The following is a 19,862-nucleotide window of genomic DNA, read 5'->3' on the forward strand; positions in this document are numbered from 1 at the left end:
GCGGCAGGCGGCCGGACGGGGGCGGACGGTCAGGTGGCGGCGAGGATGCGGTTCTGGACCACGCGGCCGAGACCGTCGAGGGCGACCAGGGCCGTGACCAGGCCGTCGGCGGAGACCGTGCCGCCCGCCCAGCTCACCGTCACGTAGTGGCCCATGGCACGCGCCTGGGCCCGGCTGCGGGCGGCGTCGAACGCGGCGTCCTGCCGGACGAAGCCGTCCTTGCCCAGGGCCGCCACCAGGGCGTCGGCCGCGCGCCCGTCGGGCAGGTTGAAGATGGCGAACTGCCCGGCCAGCCCGTCGCCCTCGTACGCCGCCGCCAGCACCTGCGTGCACCCCGACGCCGACGCTCCCCACAGGACCTCGTCGCAGTCGTCGTGCTCCTGCGTGGAGACCCGCCGCAGCGCGCCGAGCGTCTGCGTCTCGGCGGTGAAGACCTCCTGCGCGGTCAGCGGCGCGGCGTCGGCCTGACGGGAGTCGACGGCCGCGTAGAAGGCCGAGGTGGGCTCGCCCCGGAAGGCGGCCGGCCGCGGCTCCCCCGGACGCAGCCACAACCACCCGGCCACGGCGACCGCCAGCACCCCCACGGCCGCCCCCGCCACCACGACCACACGACGGGACATCACGAGGCCGGCCCCGTGATCGCGACGACCCGGCGGTAGACGGACTTCTCGGCGCCGCGCAGCGCCAGGGTGACGGAGACGAAGTCGTCCCGGGCGGTGGGGTCGAGGCCGTCGGTCTTGCCCAGCCAGACGAGGCCGACGTAGTGGCCGAGCGCGTAGCCGCCGCCCTCGGAGTAGCCGCCCGCCGGGAAGGCCGCCTTGGACGAGGTCAACGGCCGTGCCCAGCCGCCCCGGTAGAGCGTCTTCAGGGATTCGACCAGGTCGCCGGCCGACTGGCCGTCCTTGAGGTTGAGCAGCGTGTACTGGCCGACGTAGCGGCCGTCGGAGCTGACGTACAGGCCGCGGGCCGCCTGGAGGCAGTCAGCGTCGGCCACCTTCTCCAGCAGGGCCGTGCCCCACAGGGCGGCCGAGCAGTCGGCGTCGATGCGCTTGGCGGCGAGCTTGAGCGTGAGCTTCTTGGAGACCGCGAGCTCGCTCTGCCCGAAGACCTCCTTGTCGGTGAGCTCCCGGCTGTCCTTGGCCCGGTCGGCCAGGGCCGCGAACAGCTTGGGCGAGCTCCAGCCCTGGTAGGACATGGGCATGGCGGCGTCCGGGCCGAGGACGGCGGCGCTGGCCTCCCGCTCGGGGGCGTACTCGCCGAGCGAGCCGACGACCGCCACCAGCCCCGCCGCGCCCGCGACGACGCCGATGACGGTGGCGATGATGACGATCAGCCGCTGCTGCTGCGGACGCAGGCCCCACTCGGTGAGCACCGGGAACTGCCAGTCGGAGCGCGGTGTGCGGCGCCGTTTGCGTGACCCGGAGCCGGTCGGGAACTCGGCGGACTCCCCGGTCCTGCCGGACTCCGCGGACGATCCCGACGCCCCGAACCCGGCGAACCCCTCAGCCGCGTCGTCGTGCCCGCCGTCGTCGGCGGGGGCGCTCCGGCGTCCCGGACGGGACTGCTCGCCGCCGCCGGTGGCCGCGCTGCGGCGGCCCGTACGGGCGGCCTCCGCCAGGTCGTCCATGCTCGCGGCCCAGACGGAGTCGTCGTTGTCCGGCGCCCGCCTCCTCCCGCGAGCCGTCTCCCCACCGTCGTGGGCGCGTCTGCCCCGGGACGCCTCTCCGCCCTCCTGGGCACGCCGGCCCCGGCCGGTCTCCGCGCCTGCCTGGGCACGTCTGCCCCGCTGGGAACGTCTGCCGCGGGGCGCTTCGGCGTCGTCGGCGGCCGCTGCCGCGCCTGGCGCAGCGGGCTGCGCGACCGAGCCCTGCGAGCCGGAACCAGCGGGCCACTGCGCGTTCGACCCCTGGGAGGCGGCGGGACCGGCAGGCCACTGTGCGTCGGAGCCCTGAGGGGCGGGGTGGGAGGGCCAGGAAGCGTCGGGGGTCTGGGGGACGGACGGGCGGGCGGCCCAGCCGGCGTCGGCGGGCTGTTGGGGGCGGGCGGCGCGGCGGGCCGCCCAGAGGTCCTGTCCGCCGTCGCCGCCGGTCGCCGGCTGCTGGGGGGCCGCGGCCTCGGCGGCACGAGCAGCGGAGGCCGCGGCCTCGGCGGCGCGAGCGGCGGAGCGGCGACGAGCCCTGCCGGACCCCGTGCCACGCCCGCCACGCGAACCGCCGGCTCGCCCGTCGCCGGCCCCGGCAGCAGCACCAGGCGCGCCGGAACGGCCGGAACCGTCATAAGCGCCGGGAACCCCGCTGGAACGGCCGGAACCGTCATAAGCGCCGGGAACCCCGCTGGAACGGCCGGAACCGTCGTAGGCGCCGGGAGCACCGCCGTACCCGCCGGAAGCGCCGCCGGAGGCGAAGGGGCCGCCCGGGCCCGGGGTGTTGTCGGCGGGGTCGCCGGAGCGTCGTCCCGATCTCACAGCCCTGACGCCCCGATCAGGTTGCCCAGCCCGTACGTGATCCCCGCGGCCACCGCGCCCACCACGAGCTGACGCAACCCCGAGTACCACCAGCTGCGCGCCGTCACGGCGGACACCAGCGCGCCCGCCCCGAACAACGCCGCGCACGACACCACGGCCGACAAGGTAAGCCCCTCGACTCCGAACAGGTACGGCAGGAGCGGCAGCACCGCCCCCACACTGAACGACAGGAACGACGACACCGCCGCCACCTTCGGCGAGGGCAGCGCGCCGGGAACGACACCCAGCTCGTTCTGGGCGTGGACCTCAAGGGCCCGCTCGGGATTGCGGGAGATCTGCCGGGCCACCGCCGCGGCGAGGCCGGGCTCCACCCCCTTGTCCACGAACGACTGAGCCAGCTCGGCCAGCTCGGCCTCCGGGTTGCCGGCGAGCTCCCGCTGCTCCACGGCGATCTCGGCCTGGGCCAGCTCGCGCTGGCTGGCCACGGAGACGTACTCGCCGCCCGCCATGGACAGGGCCCCGGCCGCCAGCCCGGCCACGCCGCTGAGGGCGACGACCCTGGTGCTGGCGGTGCCGCCCGCGACGCCGGCGATGAGCGCGAAGTTCGACACCAGGCCGTCCATCGCGCCGAACACCGAGGGCCGCAACCAGCCCCCGCTGACGTCGCGATGGCGATGGTGGATCTCCGCGCCGCCGGTCATCGCGGGTTCTTCTCCTTCGCCGCGGCATCGTCGTCCGCGTCGGTGTCGGAGGGTTCGGCGGGGCCGTCGCGATCGTCGCCGTTCTCGCCGTGATCGGCTGGCTCGGCCGGCACGGCGGCCGGCGCGTCGGACGAGCCGGGATCGGCCTGACCGCTCTCGTGCGCCGGATCCACCGCCAGGTCGAGCGGCACGACCCGCTCCTCGGTGTCCTTGTTCCTGGTCAGCCAGAGGTAGACCAGTGCGCCGACGAACAGCACGATGGACGTCCACTGGTTGAGCCGCAGGCCGAGGAAGGTCACCGCGTGGTCGACCCCGCCGACCGGGTCGATGCGCAGGCCCTCGATCCAGAAGCGGCCCAGCGTGTAGCCGGCGACGTAGAGGGCGAACAGCCGCCCGTGCCGCAGCGCGAACCGCTTGCCCGCCAGGATGAGCAGGAAGCCGAGCGCGACGTCCCACAGCGACTCGTACAGGAAGGTCGGGTGGTACAGGACGCCCGGCTCGCCGCCGTGGTCGACGTCGATCTCCAGGCCCCACGGCAGCGTGGTCGGGCCGCCGTAGAGCTCCTGGTTGAACCAGTTGCCCCAGCGGCCGATGGCCTGCGCGAAGGCGATGCCCGGCGCGACCGTGTCGGCGACGGCGCTCATGGAGATGCCGCGCTTGCGCACGGCCCACCACACGCCGACGCCGCCGAGCGCGATCGCGCCCCAGATGCCGAGCCCGCCCTCCCAGATGAACAGGGCCTGGTACGGCTTCTTGATCGCACGGCTGCCGAAGTAGGTCTGCCAGTCGGTGATGACGTGGTAGAGCCGGCCGCCGATCAGACCGAAGATCACCGCGGGGACCGCGATGTCGATGATCGTCCCCTTCTGGCCGCCGCGGGCGACCCAGCGCCGCTCGCTCAGCCAGACGGCGACGACGACGCCGAGCACGATGCACAGTGCATAGGCCCGGATCGGGATGATTCCGAGATACCAGACCCCCTGGGAAGGGCTGGGAATCGAGGCTAGGGGCATGTCAGGTGAGGGTAGCGCAGCCTGCGGCTACTTGGCGGCCTTCGTGACCGCATCGCGAAGTTGCTGCGGCGAGAACGCCGCCTCGCCGATGCTGGTGCCGTTGACCTTCACGGTGGGCGTGCCCTCGATCGACTGCGCCGACATGATCTTCGCACTGTCCGTCAGCACGGCGGGAGCGTGCTTCTGGGACGTGACGCAACTCTCGAAATCGGGCGAGGTGACCCCGGCCTCCTTGCCCCACTCGACGAGCTGGCCGGTCTTGAACCCCTCGACGGTCTCGGCCGGCTGGTTCTTGTAGATCAGGTCGTGGAAGGCCATCCACTGCTTGCCGTCGGCGACGCAGCGGGCGGCCGCCGCGGCGCGCACGGAGTTGCCCTTCGTCGGCTCCCTGGAGAAGATCGTGATCGGATGGAAGACGACCTTGGCCTTGCCCTCGGCGGCCAGGTTCTTGAAGGTCGAGCCGCTGACCCGCTCCAGCTCCTTGCAGACGGGACACTGGAAGTCCTCGTAGATGTCGACCACCGGCTGCGTCACGCCCGCCTTGGCCATCACGGCGCTGCCGTCGGGCTGCAGGGTGATCGGCGCGAGCTCGGCTCCGGCCTGCTCCGACTTGGAGGAGCTGATCGTGTACCAGGCGCCGAGGCCGACCGCGGCCACCGCGACCACGGCCGCGGTCGTGTAGGTCACCACCTTCTTGCGCTTCTCCTGGGCGCGGGCGGCGGCCTGCTGTTCCCTGATCTTCTCGCGCGCCGACATGTTCTGGTCAGACTTGGTGCGCTGCGCTTTGCTCATCCTCGATCTCCTCTTCGTCACCTGTGTCCTCCTCGGCACCCGCCAGTCCGAGCGCCCCGTCGAGGGCGAACCGTCCCGGCGGGAAGCGGGCCGTCCATGCGCCGAGCAGCACCAGGCCGAAGTCGCGCAGGATGTCGAGCAGGTAGGCCGGCTCCTGTCCTGTCTCCAGCTGGCCGCCGCCGCCGAAGCAGCCGCAGTCGATCCGCAGGCCGTGCGCCCAGGCCCAGGCGATGCCGAACACGAAGGCGAACATGAGTAGCGCGGCGACCACCGCTGCCACCCTGGTCAGCAGACCGACGACCAGGAGCACGCCGACGACGATCTCCAGGATCGGCAGGACGTAGCCCACCATCTCGGCGATCGACTCGGGCAGCAACTGGTACGCCTTGACCGCGACCACGGAGTCGGACGGATTGCCGATCTTCAGCGCGCCCGCCGCGATCAGCACGCCCCCCAGGATCAGCCGGGCGACGGTCGTCACCCACAGTATCGCCGATCTGCCGTTGTGTGACGGTTGTGACGCGGCCACGGGTGATCTCCTCTTCCTCTGCGCCGGGAATGCGCACAGTACCGGGACATCATCCGATCACGCTCGGGATAAGCGTCGGCTAAGGCAGAGTCCCGTTCACGAAATGGTAGGAAGTCCACGATACTGCTGCGCCCGGAATTCGCTCGGCGGCAGACCGGCGCGGCGGGTGAACAACCTGGTGAAATAGGCCGGGTCGTCGTAGCCGACGCGCCGGGCCACGGCGGCGACCGGCAGGTCGGTGGTGGCCAGCAGGTCCTTGGCCCGGTTGAGCCTGATGGACAGCACGTAGTCCTTGGGGCTGCACCCGGCCAGCCGGCGCACGGCGCGGCGCAGCTCGGTGAGCGGCATGCCGAGGCGTCTGGCGTGCTCGGCGACCGGCACCGGCAGGCAGGCGTCCCTGGCCAGCCCGGCCAGCACCGGGTCGCCGTAGGGGTCCTCGTCGGCGCGGCCGCGCCTGAGGGCGACCAGGACCTCGTGCACGATGGCCGAGGTCTCCACCTCCAGGTACGGGCCTCCCCTGCGGCACGCCTGGGCGATGCGGCCGATGGCGTGGGCGGCCGGTTCCGCGGTGGTGAGCGGGGTGACCGGGTTGCCCGCGTCCACGAAGCCGAGGTCCTGGTAGGCGGTGGCGGCGGGGCCGGTGAAGTCGACGAACCACTCGTCCCAGCCGGCCTCGTCGGGCGCGTAGTGGTGGCGTACGCCGGGCAGGAGCCAGATGACGGCGGGCGCGACGACGTCGACGACGGGCCCCTCCCCCTGGCGGAACCACCCGCGGCCCGCGGTCACCAGGACGGCCACGTGGTGCTGCAGGGTGCGCGGCCCCACCGTGGGCAGCCGCCCCTCCTGGCGCCCGACGCCGAGGCACACCAGGCCGAGCCCGCGATGGGCGGGCCCCGGGGTCAGGTACTGCATCCACTTGCCGTAGGGCGGGGTCATCCGGTCTCCGCGGTTGAGTCCAACAGGTTGTCTGGGTTTGTCCATGGCCGTTGACCTGCGGTCTTGGCAGGGTTGCGGGGCGCGAAATCCTATCGGAGGAAGAGTTATGGGTGTTTTCTCGGTCGAGAACGGAGTGTTCCGGCTCGACGGCGCGGAGTTCAGGGTGTTGTCGGGCGCCATGCACTACTTCCGGGTGCATCCCGGGCAGTGGCGGCACCGGCTGGCGATGTTGCGGGCGATGGGGCTGAACACCGTCGAGACGTACGTGCCGTGGAACCTGCACGAGCCGCGCAGGGGCGAGTTCCGCCGGATGGAGGAGCTGGGCGCGTTCCTGGACGCGGCGGCCGAGGAGGGGCTGCTGGCGATCGTGCGGCCGGGCCCCTACATCTGCGCCGAATGGGACAACGGCGGCCTGCCGGCCTGGCTCACCGGCCGGATCAGGACCTGCGACCCCGAGTACCTGGGCCACGTGGACCGCTACTTCGACCGGCTGCTCCCGCAGGTCGTCGAGCGGCAGGTGACCCGCGGCGGCAACGTGATCATGGTCCAGGTGGAGAACGAGTACGGCTCTTACGGAAGCGACCTGACCTACCTGCGCCACCTGGCCGACGGCCTGGCGGCCAGGGGCGTCGAGGTGCCCCTGTTCACCTCCGACGGCCCGGCCGACTGGTACCTGACCGGCGGCACCGTGCCGGGCGTGCTGGCCACGGTGAACTTCGGCTCCGATCCCGACCGGGCCTTCGCCGTGCTGCGCGAGCACCGGCCGGACGACCCGCCGTTCTGCATGGAGTTCTGGTGCGGCTGGTTCGACCACTGGGGCCACGAGCACGTGACCAGGGACGCCGGTGACGCGGCCGCCGTCCTGGAGCGCATACTCGAACTCGGCGCGTCGGTGAACCTGTACATGGCGCACGGCGGCACCAACTTCGGCACCTGGGCGGGCGCCAACCAGGCCGGCGAGCGCGCGATGGGCGACTGGCGGCCGACCGTCACCTCCTACGACTACGACGCGCCGATCGACGAGCGCGGGGCGCCCACCGAGAAGTTCTGGCGCTTCCGCGAGGTGTTGTCGCGGTACGCGGGCGAGCCGCCGGCGGTGCCGCCGGTCCCGGCCGTGCTGCCGCCGGCGACGTTGCGGCCGGTGCAGTCGGTGCCGCTGGGCGAGGCGCTGGAGGCGGTGGCGGGGCCGGTGACGAGCGCGCCGGTGCCGCCGTCGTTCGAGGAACTGGGGCTGGAGCACGGGCTGGTGCTGTACCGGGCGCAGGTGCCGGGGCCGCGCGGTGCGTACCGGCTGCGGCTGCCGGGGCTGCGCGACCGGGCGCACGTGTTCGTGGACGGCCGGCTCGCCGGGGTGTTCGAGCGCGACGCCGAGGAGCCGGAGGTGACGGTGTCCGGCCCCGCCACGGTGGAACTGCTGGTGGAGTCGATGGGACGGACGAACTACGGGCCGCTGACCGGCGAGAGCAAGGGCCTGACCGGCGGCGTCCTGCACCACCAGCAGTACCTGAACGGGTGGAGCGCGCGGCCGATCCCGCTGGCGGACGTCTCCGCGGTGCCGTTCGCCGGCGGCCCGGAAGCCGGGCCCAGGTCGTTCTTCCGGTTCGTCCTGGAGGTGGACGAGCCCGCCGACACGTTCCTCGCGCTGCCCGGCTGGGGCAAGGGGTACGTCTGGGTGAACGGCTTCTGCCTGGGCCGCTACTGGGAGCGCGGCCCGCAGCGCACCCTCTACGTCCCGGCCCCGCTGCTGCGCGCCGGGACGAACGAGATCGTCGTCCTGGAGCTCGACCAGGTGGGCCCGGCCCTGGAACTGCGCACCGAGCCCGACCTGGGCTGACCCCGGCGGCACGACATGACGAAAGGCGCGCCCCCACTGGGGGACGCGCCTTTCGCGACGGACTGGGACGGCCCGGCGAGGGCTCAGCGGCGCACGCCGCGGGCCATGTCGCCGGCCAGCGCCATGATCGACTCGCGCCCGGCGGCCTCGTCGGGCGCGTCGAGGATGCGGCGGATGAACGCCGACCCCACGATCACGCCGTCGGCGTAGCGGGCCACCTCGGCCGCCTGCGCGCCCGTGCCGACGCCCAGGCCCACGCAGACGGGCAGGTCGGTGTGCGCGCGGGTGCGCTTGACCAGGCCCTCGGCCGCCGAGTTCACGCTCTCCCTGGCGCCTGTGACGCCCATCAGCGAGGCGGCGTAGACGAAGCCGGTGCAGCAGTCGACCACGGCCTTGATGCGCTCCTCCGTGGAGCTGGGCGCCACCAGGAACACCGTGTCGATGCCCGCCTCGGCCGAGGCCGTGCGCCACGGCTCGGACTCCTCCGGCGTCAGGTCGGGCGTGATCGTGCCGACGCCGCCCGCGTTGGCCAGGTCACGGGCGAACCGGTCGGCGCCGTAGCGGTCGATCGGGTTCCAGTACGTCATGACGAGCGTGGCGGCCCCCGTGGCGGCGACCCCCTCGACGGTGCGCATCACGTCGGCGATGCGGGTGCCGTTGACCAGCGAGCGGTGCACCGCGTCCTGGATCGTCGGCCCGTCCATGAGCGGGTCGGAGTAGGGCAGGCCGATCTCGATGACGTCGCAGCCCGCCTCGACCAGGGCCGCGGCGGCGGCGATCGCGCCGTCCTTGGACGGGAAGCCGGCAGGCAGGTAGCCGACGAGCGCGGCCCGGTTGTCCGCCTTCGCCTTGGCGAAAACCGTCTGAAGAGTCGTCATGTCTGTCCGTTTCGAAGGTCGAGTCCCACCATGATGCCCTGCCGCAGGCCGTCTCCCGGTCACCCGCGCCGCGCTGCCGGGGGCGTCAGAGGTTGAAGTACTTCATGGCGGTGCCCATGTCCTTGTCGCCGCGCCCGGACAGGTTGACCAGGATCGTCGAGTCGGGGCCGAGCTCGCGGCCCAGCTTCAGCGCGCCCGCCAGCGCGTGGGAGGACTCGATGGCCGGGATGATGCCCTCGGTCCTGGCCAGCAGCGAGAACGCCGCCATGGCCTCGTCGTCGGTGACGCCGTGGTAGGTGGCGCGGCCGGAGTCCTTCAGCCAGGCGTGCTCGGGGCCGACGCCCGGGTAGTCGAGGCCGGCCGAGATCGAGTGGGACTCGATCGTCTGGCCCTCGTCGTCCTGGAGCACGTACGTGCGTGAGCCGTGCAGCACGCCCACCGAGCCGGCGGTGAGGGTGAGCGCGTGCTCGCCGCTCTCCAGGCCGTGGCCGGCCGCCTCGTAGCCGTGCAGGGCCACGTTCTCGTCGCCGATGAAGGCGTGGAAGATGCCGATGGCGTTGCTGCCGCCGCCGACCGCCGCGCACACCGCGTCGGGCAGCCCGCCGGTCAGCTCCTGCATCTGGCGGCGGGCCTCGACGCCGATGATGCGGGCGAAGTCGCGCACGATCTCGGGGAACGGGTGGGGCCCGGCGACGGTGCCGAACAGGTAGTGGGTGGTGTCGACGTTGGTCACCCAGTCGCGGAACGCCTCGTTGATGGCGTCCTTCAGCGTCTTGGAGCCGTTGTGGACGGGCACCACGGTCGCGCCGAGCAGCTTCATCCGGGCCACGTTGAGCGCCTGGCGCTCGCAGTCGACCGCGCCCATGTAGATGACGCACTCCAGGCCGAGCAGGGCGGCCGCGGTGGCCGTGGCCACGCCGTGCTGGCCGGCGCCGGTCTCGGCGATCACCCGCTTCTTGCCCAGGCGCCTGGTCAGCAGCGCCTGGCCGAGCACGTTGTTGATCTTGTGGGCGCCGGTGTGGGTGAGGTCCTCCCGCTTGAGCACGATACGCGCGCCGCCGGCCTCCTGGCTGAAGCGCCGCACGTCGGTCAGCGTGGTCGGCCGGCCGGCGTAGGTGCGCAGCAGGTGGTCGAACTCGCGCAGGAACTCGGGATCGGTCTTGGCCTTGTCGTAGACGGCGGCCACCTCGTCGAGCGCGGGGATGAGCGCCTCGGGCACGTAGCGGCCGCCGAAGATGCCGAACTTGCCGTGCAGGTCGGGGTCGTTGCCGTACGCGGCGCCGCCGGCCAGGTCGGCGGCGCTGAGGATGGAGCCTTCGTTAGCCACTGCTATCCCTCTGCTGAGTGGTCGGGGCGCGTCGACGGGTGAGCGCCGGCGGTCACCAACGCCTCCACGGCCTTGCGCGGATCCTTGCCGGTGACCAGGCTCTCCCCCACCAGGACGGCGTCGGCGCCACCCCTGGCGTAGGCGAGCAGGTCGTGCGGGCCGCGCACGCCCGACTCGGCGATCTTGATCACATTATCCGGGATCTTCGGCGCCAGCTTCGCGAAGACGTCGCGGTCGACCTCAAGAGTCTTCAAATTACGCGCGTTGACCCCGATGACCCGCGCCCCGGCGGCGACCGCCCGCTCCAGCTCCTCCTCGGTGTGCACCTCGACCAGCGGGGTGAGCCCGATGGACTCGGCCCGCTCGATCAGCGACACCAGCGCCTCCTGCTCCAGGCAGACGACCATCAGCAGCGCCAGGTCGGCGCCGTGGGCCCTGGCCTCCCAGAGCTGGTAGGAGGTGAGGATGAAATCTTTACGCAGGATGGGGATGTCGACGCGGGCGCGGACGGCCGCCAGGTCCTCCAGGCTGCCCCCGAACTTGCGCCGCTCGGTCAGCACGCTGATCACGTGGGCGCCGCCGGCCTCGTAGTCGGCCGCGAGCGCGGCGGGGTCGGCGATGGCGGCGAGCGCGCCCTTGGACGGGCTCGACCGCTTGACCTCGGCGATCACCGAGATCCTGTCACCCCCGAGTGCGGCCATCGCGTCTCTCGGCCCCTGGGCCCGCTCGGCTCGCCGCTTGAGCTCGTCGATCGACACGGCCTGCTGACGTGCGGCGAGATCGGCGCGCACCCCTTCGAGGATGTCGTCGAGGACACTCGGTCCTTCCGTCCGCTCACTCACGCGCTTGAGGTCCCTCCGGTTGACAGTGGGGGTGGCAGAGAGTTCGCCTCGCGTCCGCTCTCGGCCTTGTCCTGCGATGGTATCGGCCCCACCGGGGTCACCTCGCCACAGGGCCCGTACTACGGCGCGAGGAACGCCCCGAAGGGGAGGTTTCGGACGACCCAGTAGACCATCACGACCGCGAGGAAGGCCCACAGCCACGCCGGATGGGCCAAAGTGGTGCGCCGCGGCCTGCCCTGCCACGCCCGTACGACCCACCGGCCCCACCAGAACAGCAGGAACGGGATCATGGCGACGGCCAGCGGATTGAGCCCCAGGGCGGCCACCGGGTCGAGGTGGGCCAGCGCGTGGATGGTGCGCAACGTGCCGCAGCCCGGGCAGTAGAGGCCGGTGACCCACAGGAACGGGCAGGTCGGGTAGTGGCCGGGCTGGTTGGGGTCGACCACGCCGACCACGCCGAACACGGCTCCCGCCGCGGCCGCAACACCGAGCGGCGCGAGCAGGCCCTTCAGCCGCCCCGTCCCCCGCCGCCCGGTTGTTGCGATGTCCATGCTGTCAGTATCCCCGTCCGTCAGTACGAGCCGTAGCTGCTCGTCGAGGCGGCGAGCAGGATGAACACCACCACGTAGAAGATGATGAGCAGGACGATGGCGATGATGCCGAAGATCAGGCTGCGCTTCCACCAGGTCTTGGCCTCCTCGGCGGCCTGCATGGCGCCCTGGACGTCGCCGACCTGCCACTTGGAGTTGACCTGCGACGACTTCACGATGGCCACGATGCCGAGGGGCAGGCAGCAGAACAGGGTGGTGAGGATCGCCGGGACCAGCTGGTTGTCCGGCGGGGTGCCGCCGCCGGGGCCGTAACCGCCACCGGGGTAGCCACCGGGCGGCTGCCCGTAACCGCCGCCGGGGGGCGGGCCGTAGCCGCCACCGCTCGGGGGCTGCTGCCCGTAACCGCCACCGGGGGGCTGCTCACCATAGCCGCCGCCACTCGGGGGCTGCTGGCCGTAGCCGCCGCCGTAACCACCGCCGCTGGGCGGCTGCTGGCCGTAGCCGCCACCACCGCTCGGCGGCTGCTGCCCGTAACCGCCGCCGGGCGGCTGGGCGCCGTAACCGCCGTCGCCCTGGTTTCCGTAACTCATGCTCGTGACTCCTCATGTCGTCAGCGTGAAGCGAGTTGCGCGCGGCAGCCTAGCGATAAAGCATCCCCTACGTGGACTAACGCCCACGTTGCGGACAATTCGTAATCACACCGCAAGCGGGGCGTCACGCTGCGCCCCGCCCGTTCACGAGTAGTCGCTGACGGAGGCCGCCGAGCCGATGCCGATCAGGGTCAGCCAGAACCCGCCGAACAGGATCCAGAAGAGCACGAACAGCACGACCATGATGTAGGAGGTCACCAGGCCGCCCATCGCCATGCCCTGGCCCTCCTCCCCCGTGCGCTTGATGCGGTTGAGCGCGATGTGGCCGAGGATGACGCCGACGATGCTGGTCGCGCCGCAGGTGACCAGGCCGACGATGCCCAGGATGAGCGAGGCCACCGCCATGCCGTTGGTGGAGCGGGGCTGCTGCGGGGCGCCGTACTGGCCGTAGCCCTGCTGGCCGTAGCCCTGCTGGCCGTAGCCCGGCTGCCCGTAGGTCTGCTGGCCGTAGCCCGGCTGGGCGTAGCCGCCGCTCGGGGGCTGCGGCTGCTGGCCGTAGCCGAGGGGCTCTTGGGGGTAGCTCGGCGGCTGCTGGTTGTAGCCGTAACCGCCGCCGCTGGGCGGCTGCTGGCCGTAGCCGCCGCCGCTCTGCGGCTGCTGGCCGTAACCCCCGCCGCTCTGCGGCTGCTGGCCGTAACCCCCGCCGTTCTGGGGCTGCTGACCGTAGCCGCCGCTCTGGGGCTGCTGGCCGTAACCCCCGCCGTTCTGGGGCTGCTGACCGTAGCCGCCGCTCTGGGGCTGGTGGCCGTAACCCGGGCCCTGGCCGTAGCCGCCGCCGGTGGGCGGCTGCTGGCCGTAGCCGCCGCCGGGGGGCTGCCCGCCGTGGCCCCCGCTGCCGCCCTGGTCCCCGTAGCTCATGAGCTGGCTCCTCTTGTCTTCTGACGAGTTGCACCGGCAGCTTATTGAGAAAACGTTTGCCGAGCAGACAGAGGTTCAGAACCGTGGAGATTTCGTAACTACCGCCCTCAACGGGGTTCCGGGGACTCCGTCGGGTCGTCGCCGCGGTCGAGCGCGTCCCACAACTCGCGGTCCTCATGGCCCCTGCGGGCCGCGACCGCGCCCGCCCGCTCGCCCGCCCGCTCGCCCGTCGCGTCAGCCGCCCTGTCGTAACGCGACGACATGCCCGCCCACCTGCCGCCGCGCACCGCGGCCAGCACGCCGCCGGCCAGGAGCAGGAACGCGCCGAGTCCGGCCACCACCGGCCAGCCCGGCACGGGCTCCCAGGGCAGGCCGGCCACCGCGCGGACCGCGTTGTGCTCGCGCAGCCAGCCGGTCACGGTGGCCGAGGCCAGCCCCGCCCACGTGCCCGCCGCCGCGCCCGCGCCGCAGAGCGCCACCAGCGCGCCGACGACCCGGCGCCCGGCGCCCTTGGTCGCCAGGACGGCCACCACGCCCGCCAGCCCGGCCAGCCCCAGCGGCGAGAGCACGGGGCTCAGGTCGCCGCCGGTCGGCGCGACCGCGTCGGCGGCCTGCGCGCCGAGCACCCGCACCCAGACCTGACCGGCCGCCAGCAGCACCAGGCAGCTGCCCAGGACGGTCAGCGCCAGCCACGCCCACAACTCGCGCCGCCCGTTCCCGGAGCCCTTGCCGGAACCCTCGCCAGACGTCATGCCGGAGCCGCTAACCGAGCAGACCGGCGTCGAAGCAGGTGCGGTCGCCCGTGTGGCACGCGGCGCCGACCTGGTCGACCTTGACCAGGATGGTGTCGCCGTCGCAGTCGAGGGCCACGCTCTTGACGTGCTGGACGTGCCCGGAGGTGTCGCCCTTGACCCACAGCCGGTCGCGGCTGCGCGACCAGTAGGTGGCCCGGCCGGTGGTGAGCGTGAGATGCAGCGCCTCGTCGTTCATCCAGGCCATCATGAGCACTTCGCCGGTGTCGTGCTGCTGGGCGATGGCGGGCACGAGGCCGTCCGCGTTGCGCTTCAGCCGTGCGGCGATCTCGGGGTCGAGGGACATGGTGCCATTCAACCAGCCCTCCCCCGTGCTCCCGCCTCCGGCTGGGCCAGCGCCTGCGACAAGGTGTCATGGATCGGGAACAGGGCCGCCAGGTTCGTCCTGCGCAGCCGCCGCAGCACCTGGCCGTCCGAGGCCACCAGCGCCATCGTGCCGTCCCTGTCGCGCAACGCGGCGAGCTGGCGCACCAGGACCCCGAGCCCCGTGGTGTCGATGAAGGTCAGCCCCGTCAGGTCGACCACCAGCCGCGTGCCGTCGGCCGCCACCGCCTCGTCCAGGCACCTCCTGACCCGGGCGACGTTGTCCACGTCGACCTCGCCCGTGAGGGCGACCACCACGATGTCCCCGTGCCTGCTGTGCGTCGTCTCCAGAACGTTCACGCCCATGCCTTTCATGACCCTTCCTGGGCGGCCCCGCCGAAAACGTACACCGGCGGAACGGGTGACGGTGTGTTTTGCCGAGAACGCGTTACGTGATCGCGGGCATCACGGTAATTTCTAGGCGACGCGTGCTAGGGAGGACACATCGTGGTGCACGTCGCGGGCTCGGTCCTCGACCCCGATCTGGGGGACCACGTCTGCCTGCCGTTCGAGGGCGAGCGGGAGCGCATGACGACGACCAGGCAGTTCACACTCAACGGGCTGCGCCGCCGGACCAAGGTGGTGATCATCACCCATGCGGAGACCCCCGAGCGCACCCGGGGCCGGCTGGCGCCGCTCGTCCCGGGCTTCGACGACGCCGAGGCGGCCGGGCAGGTGGAGATCCTGTCCTGCGCCGACACGCACTTCACCGACGGCCGCCTCGACCCCGACCGCCTGCTGCACGCCCTGGCCGACGCCCACCACCGGGCGCGCCGGCACGGCCAGCACGGCGTCTACGCCCTGATCGACGCCTCCTGGGGAGCGCGCGACGCGCAGGCCCAGGCGGCGTTCGAGGCCACCGCCAACGAGCTGTTCGGCGAGCGCTGGCTGGCCGCGGTGTGCCAGTACGACCGCGAGCTGTTCCCCCTCGACGCCATCGAGCGGGCCACCGCGGTGCACCCCATCGCGCCCGAGCAGGCCCTGCTGCGCTTCGCCAGCACCTCCTCGCCGCCGGGGCTGCGGGTGTGGGGCGACGTCGACCTCACCAACCGGCCGGCGTTCGGCTCGGTGTTGTCGCCGCTGGAGAAGGAGCCGGGCCAGGTCGTGATCGACGCCTCCCACCTCGACTTCATCGACGCCGGCTCGGCCAGGCTGCTGACCGTCACGGCCGCGGCCAGGCCGTACGGCTCGACCGTGGTCGTCTGCGCCGAGCGGGTGGCCCGGGTGCTCCGGCTGGTCAGGGCCGACACGCACGTCGTCGTCCGCCGGGTGGGCGATGGGTAGGCAGGTGCTCCGGGCGACCTTCGCGCGCGGGCGCATCACGTTCCTGCGCAGGGCCGTGGCCGAGCAGGCCGCCTACGAGGGGCTGAGCGGCCGGCGGCTGGAGGACTTCGTGCTGGCGGTCAACGAGGTCACCACCAACGCGGTCCTGCACGGCGGCGGCCAGGGGCGGCTGCGGTTGTGGTCGGGCGAGGGACGGCTGTGGTGCGAGGTCACCGACCAGGGTCCGGGGCTGCCGCCCGGCTGGATGGGCGAGGCGCGCCCGCCCGCGGGGCTGGAGTTCCGCGGGCGGGGGCTGTGGCTGACCCGGATGTTGTGCGACCACATCACGATCGTGTCCGGTCCCGCGGGCACGAGCGTGACGTTCGCCGCCGCCCTCGACTAGGGACGCGCGCTCAGGAGTGCGCCGCCGAGACCCAGGAGGCGTGCAGGTCGGCGTAGACGCCGGGCTGGGTGACCAGCTCGGCGTGCGGGCCGCGCTGCACCAGGCGGCCGGCGTCGAACACCAGCACCTCGTCGGCGTTCTCCGCCGTCGACAGCCGGTGGGCGATCGAGACGGCCGTGCGGCCCCGGGTGACGCCCTCCAGCGCGCGGGCCAGGCGCACCTCGGTGGCCGGGTCGACGGCCGAGGTGGCCTCGTCCAGCAGCAGCAGGTCGGGGTCGGCGAGGTAGGCGCGGGCCAGGGCGACGAGCTGGCGCTCGCCCGCCGACAGCGACTCCCCGCGCTGGCCGACGGGCGTGTCCAGGCCCGCGGGCAGGCCCTCGACCCAGTCGGCCAGGCCCAGCTCGGTCATCGCGAGCTGGATCTCCTCGCGGGTCGCCGGCGGCCTGCCGTACCGGACGTTGTCCTCCAGGGTGCCGTCGAACAGGAAGCCGTCCTGGGGGACCATGACGATGCGTTCGCGCAGGGAGGAGAAGCGCACGTCGCGCAGGTCGTGGCCGTCCACCGTGACGCGGCCGCCGACCGGGTCCATGAGCCGGGTCAGCAGCTTGGCGAACGTGGTCTTGCCCGACCCGGTCTCGCCGACGACGGCGACGCGCGAGCGCGGCGGGATCTCCAGCGAGACCTCGCGCAGCACGGGCGGGCCGCCCGGGTAGGAGAAGTGCACGTTCTCGAAGGCCACCGAGATCGGGCCCCTGGGCAGCTGCACGCCCTTCTCGCCGGGGTCGGCGACGTCCGGCGGGGTGTCCAGCACGCCCAGGATGCGGCGGTACCCGGCGACCGCGTTCTGGGCCTCGTTCAGCACCTCGGTGGCGGTCTGCAGCGGCGAGACGAACAGCGTGACCAGGAAGAGGAAGGCCACCAGCTTGCCCGCGGTGATGTCGCCGGACACGCCGAGCCGGACGCCGAGCAGCACGATGCCGGCGATGGCCAGCGCGGCCACGATCTCGGTCAGCGGGAAGACGAAGCCGACGATGGTCTGGGCCTTGATCTGCGCGCTCCTGTTGGCGTCCACGGCCTTGTCGATGCGGTCCGCGGTACGCCGCTCGGAGGCGTAGGCCCTGATGACGGCGGCGCCGACGACGGACTCGCTGACCGCGGCGAGCATGTCGCCGGTCCGCTCGCGCACGGTCGTGTACGCCCGCGACAACAGCCGCTGGAACCGCGGCAGCGCGATCATCAACGGCACGAAGCACACCCACACCAGCAGCGTGAGCTGCCAGGAGTAGACCAGCATGAGCACGCTGGCCACGAAGAGCTGGCCGAACGCCACGATGATCATCAGCCCGCCCCACTGCATGAACGTGCTGATCTGGTCGATGTCGTTGGTGACCCGCGAGACCAGCGCGCCGCGCCGCTCGCTGTTCTGGGTGAGCACCGACAGGTCGTGAACGTGCCGGAACCCGCGCACGCGCAGGCTGGCCAGCGACGACTCGGTGGCCTTGTACAGGCGCACGTTCATGATGTAGCCGGCCAGCGCGGTCAGCAGCACGGCCGCGGCGCACACCAGGACGGCCCGGGTGATGTACGGCAGGTCCGGCGTGCCGCTCTTGATGCCGGTGTCGATCGTCTGCTGCACCGCGATCGGCACGATGATCTTGCCGATGGTCGCCACGACGGCCAGCCCGAGCGTGCCGGCCAGCCCCTTGCGGAACTCGGGGGTCAGCGACAGGCCGTGCCAGATGGTGGCCAGCGCCGACCGCTCGACGTTGCCCTGGAGCGCCTCGCTCATGCGCTGACCTCTTCCTCTTCCTCTTCGGCGTCCTGGGCCAGCGACAGGTCGATGGCGGCCCGTTCGGCCTCCTCGCGCTCGTAGGCGGTCACCAGGTTGCGGTATCCGGGACAGCGCACGAGCAGCTCCTCGTGGGTCCCGCGGTCCTCGACCCGGCCGTGGTCGAGGTAGACCACCTCGTCGGCCAGGGCGATGGTGGCCATCCGGTAGGCGACGACCACGACGGTGGAGGCCTCCGCGCTGTCGCGCAGCCCGTGCAGGATCTTGGCCTCGACCTGGGGGTCCACGCTGGAGGTGGCGTCGTCGAGGATGAGCAGGCGCGGGCGGCGGACCACCGCGCGGGCCAGCGCGATGCGCTGGCGCTGACCGCCGGACAGCGACGCGCCGCGCTCGCCGACGCGGGTGTCGAGCCCGTCGCCCAGGCGGCCGACGAAACCGTCGGCCTGGGCCAGGCGCAGCGCCGCCCACACGTCCTCGTCGCCGGCGTCCAGGCCGAGGGCGACGTTGCCGCGTACGGTGTCGTCGAACAGGAACGTCTGCTGCGGCACCAGCGCGGCCGAGCCGGCGATGGCGCCGTAGGGCAGGTCGCGCACGTCGACGCCGTCGAGCAGCACCTGCCCGGAGTCGGGGTCGACGAGCCGGACCAGGAGCTGGACCAGCGTCGACTTGCCCGACCCGGTCGGCCCCACCAGGGCCACGGTACGGCCGGGCGGCACGTCGAAGGTGACGTCGTGCAGCACCTCGGCCTGGCCGTAGGCGTAGGACACGCCGGCCACCTTCAGCTCGGCGGGCCCGGACGAGGCCACGGGCGTGTCGCCGTAGTCCATGGAGCCGTCGGCGTCGAGCACGGCCTGCACCCGCTGCCAGCCGACGACGCTGCGCGGCAGCTCGGCCAGCACCCAGCCCAGCGCCCTGATCGGGAAGGCCAGCAGCGTGAACAGGTAGGCGACCTGCACCAGGTCGCCGGAGTCGATCGAGCCGGTGGACAGGCGCAGCGCGCCGACCCCCAGCACGGCGAGCACGCCGATCGTGGGCAGCGCCTCCAGCATGGGGTCGAACAGCCCGCGCACCCGGCCGACGGCGATGTTGGCGTCGCGCAGCTCGTGGGCGCGGCGGCGGAACCGGTCGGTCTCCAGTTCCTCGCGGCCGAGGGTCTTGATGACCAGCGCGCCGTCGAAGCTCTCGTGCGCGATCTCGCTCACCTCGGCGCGCAGCTGCTGGGCGCGGGTGGCCAGGGGGCTGAGCCTGCGCTGGTAGACCAGGTTCAGCACGGCGATGGCCGGGAAGATCAGGAAGCCCACCAGCGCGAGCACGAGGTCGGTGAACAGCATGGCGACGGCCGCGGTGAACAGCATGACCAGCACGCCGACGGCCATCGGCAGCGGCGCGAGCGGCGCCCAGGCGGCCTCGGCGTCCGCGCTGGCGTTGGACAGCAGTTGCCCGGTCGGGTGCCGGTGGTGCCAGGACAGCGGCAGCCGCAGGTACTGCTTGGTCACGTCCCTGCGCGACCTGGCCTGCATGCGGTACTGCACGACGCCGGCCAGGATGCGCCGTCCCGCCACGCCGATCGCCTTGAGCAGGGCGGTGCCGATGATCAGCAGCGCTCCCGTCCACAGGGCGCCGGCGGAGGTCCGGCCCTGATCGAAGGCGGGCAGCACCACGTTCTGCGTCGCCCAGCCCAGTGCCCAGGCCGAGGCGACGGTCATGCCGCCGTAGACCGCGCTGGCCAGCGCGGCCATCGCGAACACGGCTCTCTCCGTGCGAATGGCCACCCCAAGGACACGCAGCCCTTGACGCATGACGGCCGAGGTGACCTTGCTCGCCACTCCGTGTTTTTCCCTTCAAACGTCGATATTT

Annotated in this window: 21 protein-coding genes; 3 read left to right on the forward strand and 18 right to left on the reverse strand. The window is 72.6% G+C overall.

Annotation, left to right across the window (positions count from 1 at the left end; translation table 11 throughout):
* Positions 1 to 29: 29 nt before the first annotated feature.
* The 7 genes from AB0J76_RS25340 to AB0J76_RS25370 form a co-directional block, all read right to left on the reverse strand.
* Positions 30 to 620 (reverse strand): hypothetical protein, encoded by a 591-nt coding sequence (locus AB0J76_RS25340; RefSeq protein ID WP_352327947.1) that lies wholly within the window; start codon positions 618 to 620, stop codon positions 30 to 32.
* On the reverse strand, positions 620 to 1,627 hold the full coding sequence (locus tag AB0J76_RS25345; protein ID WP_364390637.1) for a hypothetical protein: 1,008 nt from the start codon (positions 1,625 to 1,627) through the stop codon (positions 620 to 622). Before AB0J76_RS25345 ends, AB0J76_RS25340 begins: the two co-directional genes overlap by 1 nt.
* An 833-nt stretch (positions 1,628 to 2,460) precedes the next feature.
* On the reverse strand, positions 2,461 to 3,165 hold the full coding sequence (locus AB0J76_RS25350) for a VIT1/CCC1 transporter family protein (protein ID WP_352329678.1): 705 nt from the start codon (positions 3,163 to 3,165) through the stop codon (positions 2,461 to 2,463).
* Positions 3,162 to 4,178, reverse strand: a complete 1,017-nt coding sequence (gene lgt, locus AB0J76_RS25355; RefSeq protein ID WP_352329680.1) for a prolipoprotein diacylglyceryl transferase — start codon at positions 4,176 to 4,178, stop codon at positions 3,162 to 3,164. The genes AB0J76_RS25350 and lgt overlap by 4 nt, the downstream gene beginning before the upstream one ends.
* 27 nt (positions 4,179 to 4,205) lie before the next feature.
* The gene (locus AB0J76_RS25360; RefSeq protein WP_352329682.1) at positions 4,206 to 4,970 is read right to left on the reverse strand and encodes a thioredoxin domain-containing protein; all 765 of its coding nucleotides are present in this window, start codon (positions 4,968 to 4,970) and stop codon (positions 4,206 to 4,208) included.
* A complete protein-coding gene (locus tag AB0J76_RS25365; protein WP_352329684.1) occupies positions 4,942 to 5,451 on the reverse strand; it encodes a MauE/DoxX family redox-associated membrane protein in 510 nt (169 codons plus the stop codon). The genes AB0J76_RS25360 and AB0J76_RS25365 overlap by 29 nt, the downstream gene beginning before the upstream one ends.
* 144 nt (positions 5,452 to 5,595) lie before the next feature.
* Positions 5,596 to 6,435 (reverse strand): helix-turn-helix transcriptional regulator, encoded by an 840-nt coding sequence (locus AB0J76_RS25370; protein ID WP_352329685.1) that lies wholly within the window; start codon positions 6,433 to 6,435, stop codon positions 5,596 to 5,598.
* A 106-nt stretch (positions 6,436 to 6,541) separates the two neighbouring features.
* Here AB0J76_RS25370 and AB0J76_RS25375 point away from each other — a divergent pair, with 106 nt between their 5' ends.
* Positions 6,542 to 8,269 (forward strand): beta-galactosidase family protein, encoded by a 1,728-nt coding sequence (locus tag AB0J76_RS25375; protein ID WP_352329687.1) that lies wholly within the window; start codon positions 6,542 to 6,544, stop codon positions 8,267 to 8,269.
* 83 nt (positions 8,270 to 8,352) lie between these two features.
* Here AB0J76_RS25375 and trpA read toward each other — a convergent pair whose 3' ends face one another.
* The 9 genes from trpA to AB0J76_RS25420 all read right to left on the reverse strand — a co-directional run bounded on the left by trpA (position 8,353) and on the right by AB0J76_RS25420 (position 14,856).
* Positions 8,353 to 9,147 carry a tryptophan synthase subunit alpha gene (gene trpA / locus AB0J76_RS25380; RefSeq protein ID WP_352331346.1) on the reverse strand — a complete coding sequence of 265 codons (795 nt, stop codon included), beginning with the start codon at positions 9,145 to 9,147 and terminating at the stop codon, positions 8,353 to 8,355.
* A gap of 85 nt (positions 9,148 to 9,232) precedes the next feature.
* Entirely contained in the window at positions 9,233 to 10,438 is a 1,206-nt protein-coding gene (trpB, locus tag AB0J76_RS25385; protein WP_364390904.1) for a tryptophan synthase subunit beta, read from the reverse strand.
* A 38-nt stretch (positions 10,439 to 10,476) separates the two neighbouring features.
* Entirely contained in the window at positions 10,477 to 11,316 is an 840-nt protein-coding gene (gene trpC / locus AB0J76_RS25390) for an indole-3-glycerol phosphate synthase TrpC (protein WP_125630391.1), read from the reverse strand.
* A gap of 119 nt (positions 11,317 to 11,435) precedes the next feature.
* On the reverse strand, positions 11,436 to 11,867 hold the full coding sequence (locus AB0J76_RS25395) for a DUF2752 domain-containing protein (protein WP_352331286.1): 432 nt from the start codon (positions 11,865 to 11,867) through the stop codon (positions 11,436 to 11,438).
* Positions 11,868 to 11,887: 20 nt separating this feature from the next.
* On the reverse strand, positions 11,888 to 12,457 hold the full coding sequence (locus tag AB0J76_RS25400; RefSeq protein WP_364390641.1) for a CD225/dispanin family protein: 570 nt from the start codon (positions 12,455 to 12,457) through the stop codon (positions 11,888 to 11,890).
* Positions 12,458 to 12,601: 144 nt separating this feature from the next.
* Positions 12,602 to 13,375, reverse strand: coding sequence for a DUF4190 domain-containing protein (locus AB0J76_RS25405; RefSeq protein ID WP_364390643.1), 774 nt, complete (start codon positions 13,373 to 13,375; stop codon positions 12,602 to 12,604).
* 107 nt (positions 13,376 to 13,482) lie between these two features.
* Complete coding sequence (locus AB0J76_RS25410; RefSeq protein WP_352326367.1) at positions 13,483 to 14,127, reverse strand: TIGR02234 family membrane protein; 645 nt, start codon at positions 14,125 to 14,127, stop codon at positions 13,483 to 13,485.
* Between the two features lie 10 nt (positions 14,128 to 14,137).
* Positions 14,138 to 14,473 (reverse strand): phosphoribosyl-AMP cyclohydrolase, encoded by a 336-nt coding sequence (gene hisI, locus AB0J76_RS25415; protein ID WP_352326366.1) that lies wholly within the window; start codon positions 14,471 to 14,473, stop codon positions 14,138 to 14,140.
* Positions 14,474 to 14,481: 8 nt separating this feature from the next.
* Complete coding sequence (locus AB0J76_RS25420; protein WP_352326364.1) at positions 14,482 to 14,856, reverse strand: STAS domain-containing protein; 375 nt, start codon at positions 14,854 to 14,856, stop codon at positions 14,482 to 14,484.
* Between the two features lie 141 nt (positions 14,857 to 14,997).
* Between AB0J76_RS25420 and AB0J76_RS25425 the strand changes: the two genes are divergently transcribed.
* Both AB0J76_RS25425 and AB0J76_RS25430 read left to right on the forward strand, forming a co-directional pair.
* Complete coding sequence (locus AB0J76_RS25425) at positions 14,998 to 15,834, forward strand: MEDS domain-containing protein (protein ID WP_352326362.1); 837 nt, start codon at positions 14,998 to 15,000, stop codon at positions 15,832 to 15,834.
* Positions 15,827 to 16,216 carry an ATP-binding protein gene (locus AB0J76_RS25430; RefSeq protein WP_352326361.1) on the forward strand — a complete coding sequence of 130 codons (390 nt, stop codon included), beginning with the start codon at positions 15,827 to 15,829 and terminating at the stop codon, positions 16,214 to 16,216. The genes AB0J76_RS25425 and AB0J76_RS25430 overlap by 8 nt, the downstream gene beginning before the upstream one ends.
* Positions 16,217 to 16,226: 10 nt before the next feature.
* Here the strand turns inward: AB0J76_RS25430 and AB0J76_RS25435 are convergent, their stop codons facing one another.
* Together AB0J76_RS25435 and AB0J76_RS25440 are read right to left on the reverse strand one after the other, a co-directional pair.
* The gene (locus AB0J76_RS25435; protein ID WP_352326359.1) at positions 16,227 to 18,005 is read right to left on the reverse strand and encodes an ABC transporter ATP-binding protein; all 1,779 of its coding nucleotides are present in this window, start codon (positions 18,003 to 18,005) and stop codon (positions 16,227 to 16,229) included.
* Positions 18,002 to 19,804 carry an ABC transporter ATP-binding protein gene (locus AB0J76_RS25440; protein WP_352326370.1) on the reverse strand — a complete coding sequence of 601 codons (1,803 nt, stop codon included), beginning with the start codon at positions 19,802 to 19,804 and terminating at the stop codon, positions 18,002 to 18,004. The genes AB0J76_RS25435 and AB0J76_RS25440 overlap by 4 nt, the downstream gene beginning before the upstream one ends.
* Positions 19,805 to 19,862: the final 58 nt, after the last annotated feature.

Origin of the sequence: Nonomuraea sp. NPDC049624, from assembly GCF_040675255.1 — a bacterium.
Lineage (GTDB): Bacteria > Actinomycetota > Actinomycetes > Streptosporangiales > Streptosporangiaceae > Nonomuraea.